Annotated in this window: 3 protein-coding genes; all 3 read left to right on the top strand. The window is 74.8% G+C overall.

What is annotated here, in order from left to right; genetic code table 11:
• Nucleotides 1–119: 119 nt before the first annotated feature.
• Nucleotides 120–746: an NUDIX domain-containing protein gene (locus ACZ6EJ_RS24375; protein ID WP_469269973.1), complete on the top strand. Its 627-nt coding sequence runs from the start codon at nt 120–122 to the stop codon at nt 744–746.
• Nucleotides 747–934: 188 nt separating this feature from the next.
• Entirely contained in the window at nt 935–3,049 is a 2,115-nt protein-coding gene (locus ACZ6EJ_RS24380; protein WP_469269974.1) for a tetratricopeptide repeat protein, read from the top strand.
• A gap of 143 nt (nt 3,050–3,192) precedes the next feature.
• Nucleotides 3,193–4,308: an alanine dehydrogenase gene (gene ald / locus ACZ6EJ_RS24385; RefSeq protein ID WP_469269978.1), complete on the top strand. Its 1,116-nt coding sequence runs from the start codon at nt 3,193–3,195 to the stop codon at nt 4,306–4,308.
• Nucleotides 4,309–4,426: the final 118 nt, after the last annotated feature.

Consider the following 4,426-nt stretch of genomic DNA (forward strand, 5'->3'; position numbering starts at 1 on the left):
CATGCACGCCGTTTTTTGTTGGGGTGCGCGCTGCATGCCGCGGTTTGCCTGTTGCCTCCCCCCCCCCCCCCCCCCCCCCCCCCCACCCCGGTTTCCGTCGTGTTCGTGGAAGGACGTACATGGGTATCCAGGACACGCCCGAGGAGTGGCAGGTCACCGCGAGCGTGACCCCCTTCACGGGCGCCAAGACCAGCGTGCGCACCGACGACGTGGTGATGCCCGACGGCGGCGTGGTGCGCCGCGACTACCAGGTCCACCCCGGTTCGGTGGCCATCCTCGCGCTCGACGACGAGATGCGGGTCACCGTGGTGCGGCAGTACCGCCACCCGGTGCGCCACAAGCTCTGGGAGATCCCGGCCGGGCTGCTCGACGTCCCCGGCGAGAACCCCCTGCACGCCGCCCAGCGCGAGCTGTACGAGGAGGCGCACGTCAAGGCCGAGGACTGGCGGGTGCTGGTCGACGTCTACACCACGCCCGGCGGCTGCGACGAGGCCGTGCGCGTCTTCCTCGCGCGCGACCTCTCCGAGGTCGAGGGCGAGCGGTTCGCGGTCTCCGAGGAGGAGGCCGACATGGAGCTGGCCCGCGTGCCGCTGGCCGACCTGGTCCGCTCGGTGCTCGCCGGCGACCTGCACAACAACTGCCTGGTCGTCGGGGTGCTCGCGCTCACCGCCGCGCTCGCGGGCGAGGGGGTCGACGCGCTGCGCCCCGCCGAAGCGCCGTGGCCCGCCCGCCCGTTCGCGTCCTGAGGGACCGTCGGCTCCGGACGTCCCGCATCCTCCGGTAGGACAATCGTAAAGAATGTTGATCCGATCGGGGGATGTTCTCCGGTACCCCGCCCCGCTCCGCAGTGATCGCCGTCACCGCTGAACTACGCTCGAAAAGCACCCGACCGGACTTCCGGCGGGCATCGCGGCAGCGAAGTGGAGCGTGGCTCGTGACCGATCAGGCGGTGGACACCAGCGGCCCGGCCGAAGCCGCGGGGACCGAGCGGCCGTCCGGCGCCGCTCCGACCCGGTTCTTCGGCAGGGAACGCGAGTTGAAGTCCCTGCGGGCCGACATCGAGCGAGCCGGACTGGACACCCTGGCCGGCCGCAAGACCCCCCGCGCGCGCGTCCTGCTCGTCGCGGGCCGCCGCGGCTCGGGCCGCAGCGCCCTTGCCGAGGAGCTGGCCGCCGCCCTCACCGGCACCCGCGCCGCCGAGCCCTGCGCCATCGGCACGGGCGTGCTGCCGTGGGCCTCTCCCGGCACCGGCTCCGGCGACTACCCCGACGGGGTGCTGAGGGTCTGCCTCACCGAGCCCGGCGGCGCACCCGTCCCCACCGAACGCACCGCCGGGGAACTCCTCGACCTGCTCGGCGCACCCGTCCCGCCCGGCGCGGACCAGGACGAGTTGTCGCAGATGGTCCGCGAGGCACTCGCCGCCCGCCGCCTCGTCCTCGTGCTGGACGACGCGGCCGGCGCCGACCAGGTCGACCCGCTGCTCCCGGAGAACCCCGACTGCCTGGTCATCGCCACCTCGACCGGCCCGCTCACCGGCATCCCCGACGTCCGGCCCTGCGCCCTCGGCGGTCTGGACACCGGCGCGGCCGTGCGGCTGCTGGCCCGCTCCATCGGACAGGTCCGCATCACCGTCGACCCCCGCACCGCGGAGACGCTGGCCGAGGAGTGCGCGGGGCAGCCCGCGGCGCTCGTCCTGGTCGCGGGATGGCTCGCCGCCCACCCCACGGCCTCGGTCGCCGACGCCGCCAAGCGGCTGCGCGAGCTGCCCGACGCCGGCGCGCTCCCGCCGGCCCGCGCCTTCCGCCTCGTCCACGACTCCCTGCCGCAGGCCGCCGCCCGGATACTGCGCCTGCTCTCCCTCGCCCCCGCCGGGCTCGCCGACGCCCACACGGCGTCCGCGCTCGCCGGCTGCTCCGTCTCGGCCGCCCGCTCGACGCTGGAGGACTTCGTCCGGCTCGGGCTGCTGCGGACGGACGGCGCCGCCCACCCCCAGTACGCGGTGCCCGGCTGCCTGGTCCCGACGATGCGGACGCTGCTGGAGGAGTGCGACCGCCCCGCCGAGATCCAGCTCGCCCGCGCCCGGATGCTGGAGCGGACCGTGCGCCGCCTGCGCTCCTGCCGCGCCACCACCGAACCGGAGGGCTCGGCCGCCCGCCGCTCGATCGCCGGACTGCCCCGCTCCCTGCGCTTCCCCAACGCCGAGCAGGCGGGCGCCTGGCTGCGCAACCGCCAGCCCGCGCTGCTCGCCTCGGCCCGGCTCGCCGTGGCCGACGGCGCTCTGGACACCCTGGCCCGGCGGCTGGTGGCGGCCCTGGTGCGGGCCCTGGCCGCGCACCGGGGCACCGAGGAGGCCGCCCCCGAGCTGTACGGGCTGCACGGGCTGGTCCTGGACGTGGCGGTCCGCCGCGGCCTGCCCCGCGAACAGGCCGCCGCCCTGCTGAACCTCGCAGACCTGGACGCCCGGACCGGTCGCACCCGCGCCGCGCTGACCCGCTACCGGGCCGCGCTGGACGCCGGGCGGGCGGCACGCGACCTGTACGCGACCGGTCGGGCGATGGAGTCCGTGGGCGGAGCGTACGAGGAGCTGGGCGACTACCACCGGGCCGCCGACTGGTACGGCCGCGCGCTCGCCCAGCGGCTGAGCCAGGGCGAGCGTGCCGACGAGGCGCGCCTGTACGGACGGCTCGGCGCGGTCCACACGTACGCCGGGCGCTACGGGCAGGCGCTGCGCGACTGGCGCGCCGCCGCCGCCGTCCACCGCAGGCTCGGAGACCCGGCGGCGCACGCGCGGGCGCTCAGCGAGGCGGCACGGGTCCAGGAGTACGCCGGCCGGCCGCACGACTCGCTGCGGACCTGCCGGGAGGCCGTCGAGGTGGCCCGGCGCGCGGGTGACGTACGGCTCCAGGCGGCGGTGCAGCTCCGGCTGGCGGACACGCTGGACCGGCTCGGGGACCCGGCGGCGGCGCGGCTGCACCGCGGGACAGCCGAACGACTGCTGGGCGACGAAGCATCTGCCTACGAAATCCGCAGTGCTTCGTCAGAAAGTTAATGCTTTGTAAGGCTAGACAGCACGAAGTCCTTCATTAGACTGGCTCTGCCGCGTTCTCCCGTGGCGTCTCCCTTTATGCTGTTTGTGTCCGGGTTGCACCGTCGCGTCCCGGATGCCCCTCCGAGCCAAGGACCGTGATCGACGTGAAGGTCGGCATCCCCCGCGAAGTCAAGAACAACGAGTTCCGGGTGGCGATCACCCCCGCCGGAGTGCATGAGCTCGTCCGCAACGGCCACCAGGTCGTCATCGAGCAGAACGCCGGCGCCGGCTCGTCCATCACGGACGAGGAGTACGTCGCCGCCGGGGCGCGGATCGCGCCCACCGCCGACGAGGTCTGGGCCGCCGCCGACCTGCTGCTGAAGGTCAAGGAGCCGATCGCCGAGGAGTACCACCGCCTCCGCAAGGGCCAGACGCTCTTCACCTACCTGCACCTCGCCGCCTCCCGCGAGTGCACCGACGCGCTCCTGGCCTCCGGCACCACCGCCATCGCCTACGAGACGGTCGAGACCGCGAACCGCGCCCTCCCGCTGCTCGCCCCGATGTCCGAGGTCGCGGGCCGCCTGGCCCCCCAGGTCGGCGCCTACCACCTGATGCGCTCGGCCGGCGGCCGCGGCGTGCTGCCCGGCGGCGTGCCCGGCACGGCGGCCGGCCGGGCCGTCGTCATCGGCGGCGGCGTCTCCGGCTGGAACGCCACGCAGATCGCCGTGGGCCTCGGCTTCCACGTCACGCTGCTCGACCGCGACATCAACAAGCTGCGCGAGGCCGACCGGATCTTCGGCACCAGGGTGCAGACCGTCGTCTCCAACGCCTTCGAGCTGGAGAAGGCCGTCGTCGAGGCCGACCTCGTCGTCGGCGCGGTGCTCATCCCCGGCGCCAAGGCCCCGAAGCTGGTCACCAACGAGCTGGTCGCCAAGATGAAGCCCGGAAGCGTACTTGTCGACATCGCGATCGACCAGGGCGGCTGCTTCGAGGACTCGCGCCCGACCACCCACGCCGAGCCGACCTTCCCGGTCCACGGCTCGGTCTTCTACTGCGTCGCCAACATGCCCGGCGCGGTGCCGAACACCTCCACGTACGCGCTCACCAACGCCACGCTGCCCTACATCGTGGAGCTGGCGAACCGCGGCTGGGCCGACGCCCTGCGCCGCGACGCCGCCCTGGCCAAGGGCCTCAACACCCATGAGGGCCAGGTGGTTTACCGCGAGGTGGCCGAGGCGCACGGCCTCCCGCACGTCGAGTTGGGCAGCCTGCTCGGCTGACGGGTCAACCCCTTCCGTCAACATCGCGGGGGGGGGGGGGGGGGGGGGGGGGGGGGGGGGGGGGGGGGGGGGGGGGGGGGGGGGGGGGGGGGGGGGGGGGGGGGGGGGGGGGGGGGGG

The organism is Streptomyces sp. NPDC041970, assembly GCF_055588985.1.